This window comes from Planktothricoides sp. SR001 (assembly GCF_001276715.1).
In the GTDB taxonomy this organism is placed as follows: Bacteria; Cyanobacteriota; Cyanobacteriia; order Cyanobacteriales; family Laspinemataceae; genus Planktothricoides; species Planktothricoides raciborskii.
Map to the genome: position 1 here is coordinate 26360 of NZ_LIUQ01000030.1, position 2855 is coordinate 29214.

At 47.8% G+C, this 2855-nt stretch carries 3 protein-coding genes; all 3 read left to right on the forward strand.

Annotated features, from left to right (window positions below; all coding sequences use genetic code 11):
- Positions 1–169 precede the first annotated feature (169 nt).
- Genes AM228_RS17460 through AM228_RS17470 form a run of 3 tightly spaced genes read left to right on the forward strand, consistent with a single transcriptional unit; the run spans position 170 to position 2815 of the window.
- The gene (locus tag AM228_RS17460) at positions 170–1447 is read left to right on the forward strand and encodes a VWA domain-containing protein (RefSeq protein WP_054467570.1); all 1278 of its coding nucleotides are present in this window, start codon (positions 170–172) and stop codon (positions 1445–1447) included.
- Positions 1444–1848 carry an FHA domain-containing protein gene (locus tag AM228_RS17465; protein ID WP_054467571.1) on the forward strand — a complete coding sequence of 135 codons (405 nt, stop codon included), beginning with the start codon at positions 1444–1446 and terminating at the stop codon, positions 1846–1848. The genes AM228_RS17460 and AM228_RS17465 overlap by 4 nt, the downstream gene beginning before the upstream one ends.
- Positions 1841–2815 (forward strand): PP2C family serine/threonine-protein phosphatase, encoded by a 975-nt coding sequence (locus tag AM228_RS17470; RefSeq protein WP_054467573.1) that lies wholly within the window; start codon positions 1841–1843, stop codon positions 2813–2815. The genes AM228_RS17465 and AM228_RS17470 overlap by 8 nt, the downstream gene beginning before the upstream one ends.
- The last annotated feature ends 40 nt before the right edge of the window (positions 2816–2855 follow it).

Here is a 2855-nt window from a genome sequence, read left to right on the forward strand (position 1 = left end):
ACTCTCCCCTCTGCCCCTCCGCTCCTCTGCCCCCTATCACCCCTGCCCCCTCCGGGGGAGCGATCGAAAATACCATCTAATTTCTATGCGTTTACCATAGTTCTGAGCCAATCTAGTTGGTAAGGTTGAAGCATCAAGCTAAAAGATTATTTAGATTATCGAGATACTTATGTTTGACCTTCAACTTGACTGGGATCTTCCCGCTAAGATTAGTTCTCAGAATACCAATCACGTTCTGCGGGTGCGGATGACCCCGATCGCAGATGCGCCGAAAATGCCCTTGCACCTAGCGATCGCCCTCGATACCAGTAACTCCATGCATGGGGAAAAACTGGAACGGGCTAAAGCGGCTTGTGAAATGGTAATTCGTCAACTCAGAGATCGCGATCCGCAGAACCCCCCCTTGCCCCCCCTTAGTAAGGGGGGGTTAAGGGGGTTGAGCGATCGCCTCTCCCTGGCTAGTTTTGCCACCAATGTTTCTCCTTTAATTAACGCCACTTCGGGGAATACCTCTCAGACACGAGAAGCGATCGCCCAACTTCGCGCTAACGGTGTCACCCGTACCGACCTTGCCCTAAAATGGTTGCAACAAGCCCTACCTCCAGAACCCGGAGTTGCCAGAGTTGCCATCCTAATTACCGACGGGCATCCCACCAACAATCAAGGACAGATTCTCGAAAATACCGACTCTCTGATTGATATGGCTAGACAATGCGCCAATTCGGGGATTAATCTTTGTACCGTGGGCTTGGGCAATGCCGCACATTTCAATACGGACTTTCTGGTGACATTAAGCGATCGCGGTCGTGGGGCATTTATTTACGCTGATACTCCCAGCAGCTTAGAACCACAATTACAAGAACGGTTATCCAGCTACCAGGCGATCGCCTTCGACGCAGTGCAACTAATTCTCACTCCTCTCGCTGGGTCTGAGGTGGAAAGCTTCTGTCGCTATCGTCCCGAATACCTGCCTTTAGAAGAAACTGCCCCCAACGAACTCATCCTCACCGCCCTTTCCTCCACCGAACCCACCGACGTTCTGATTCTAGTCAACGTCCCTCCTCTGGGTTTTAATGACCCTAGCACCTCTAAACCCGTGCTCAATGTTCAACTACAAGGGCCAAACATGAATCCCGTCCGCGCTACTGCGGCGATCGAATATACCACTTCCTATAGAAAAGCTCAGACCGTGAATCAAGAAGTCGATCGCGATCGCCTCGGATGGGAAATTAACCTCAACAGCACCGAACTGCCCAGCAGCCACGACCCCAACCGCACCGGGGAACTGCTCACCAACATTCAAGTTGCCGCTTACAAATCCGGTCGCACGGACATAATGCAGCAAGCCGCACAACAGCTTCAAGAATTACAAAATTCAGGAAAACTGAACCCCGATCGCATGACTTCACTGCTACGGGATACCCGCAAAACAGGAGAAATCCTATGATGGACGGATTTGGACTCGACCCCATTCCCAGACGACAACGACTCCTTCCCGAAACCACTCACCTAGTGGTACTCAACGGACCGCAAAAAAATCGGCTTTTTCCCCTAACGCAAATGCGATCGCTGGTCGGACGGAACGACCCGCCCCACTGCCGAGTAGATATCGATCTCAATGACTGCGAACTAAGCAACCCACCAATGGTTTCGCGTCGTCATGCCCTATTGCAATGGCAAGACGGAAGCCTACAAATTCGCGATTTAGGCAGTCGCAACGGAACATTTATCAACGAGAAAAAATTAGATGTTCCGCCCAATCAAAAATTTTCCGAACCTGTTGCCCTAGAAATTGGCAGTCGCATTCGCTTAGGCAACATTCAACTTGAGGTAATTAACCGTGAATAAACCGATAAATAACTCTGAAAATAACTCTATAAATCACCCTGAAAATAACTCTATAAATAACTCTGAAACTAACTCTATAAATTCCCTTGAATCAGCCCCAATTCAAGTTAGCCAACTTAACTGGGCTACTCTCTGTTCGGTTTCCCATATTGGAAAAGTGCGTACCGAAAACCAAGATGCTTTTTTACTGGAACCTTGGCCTGATAAATCAGCAATTTTGGCCGTAGTTGCTGATGGCATGGGGGGAGGTCATGGCGGAAAACGAGCCGCTGAATTAGCCATTGAAACCTTTCGAGAACTGTTAGGCGAACCCTTGGGAAAACCTAGAAGCGAAAATCCCGAAGAATTGCCCGAATCATTGCCCGAAGAATTGCCCGAATCATTATCAGAAATATTATATCATAAATTAATCGAAAAATTTTACCAGGCTGACGAAAAAATTCGCTTAGAAGGCAGTCAAAGTTTCCAACTGATCGGCATGGGAACCACCGTAGTTGCGGCCATCATTACCCCTGAAGAATGCGTTCATCTTTATGCCGGAGATAGTAGACTTTATCACTTTAGAGAACCGCAGCACCTCTACAAAACCGCCGACCATTCCATCGTGCGGATTTTACTCGAAGTCGGGAAAATCACTCCCGAACAAGTGGAAAATCATCCTATGCGATCGCTCCTTAGTTCTTGTTTAGGTGGCAAAGAAGGCACCGGACAATTTTCAATCGACCCTAAATTTGGCCAACAACCATCACCGTTTTTGCCGCTACAACCAAACGATATTATTCTATTATCTAGCGATGGTTTACATGGGCATATTTCCGACGCAGAAATGCAACATTTAATCACTGAAAATATCAGCAATCCCGAACAGTTAATCACCGCCTTACGCGATCGGGCCTTAGACCAAGGAGGCAAAGACAACATTACCGCCTTAATCATTCAGCTTCAACCCAACTCTCAACTTTCTTAACTATAGCAATCCTATTTCAATCGTAATATTTTTGTAGGGG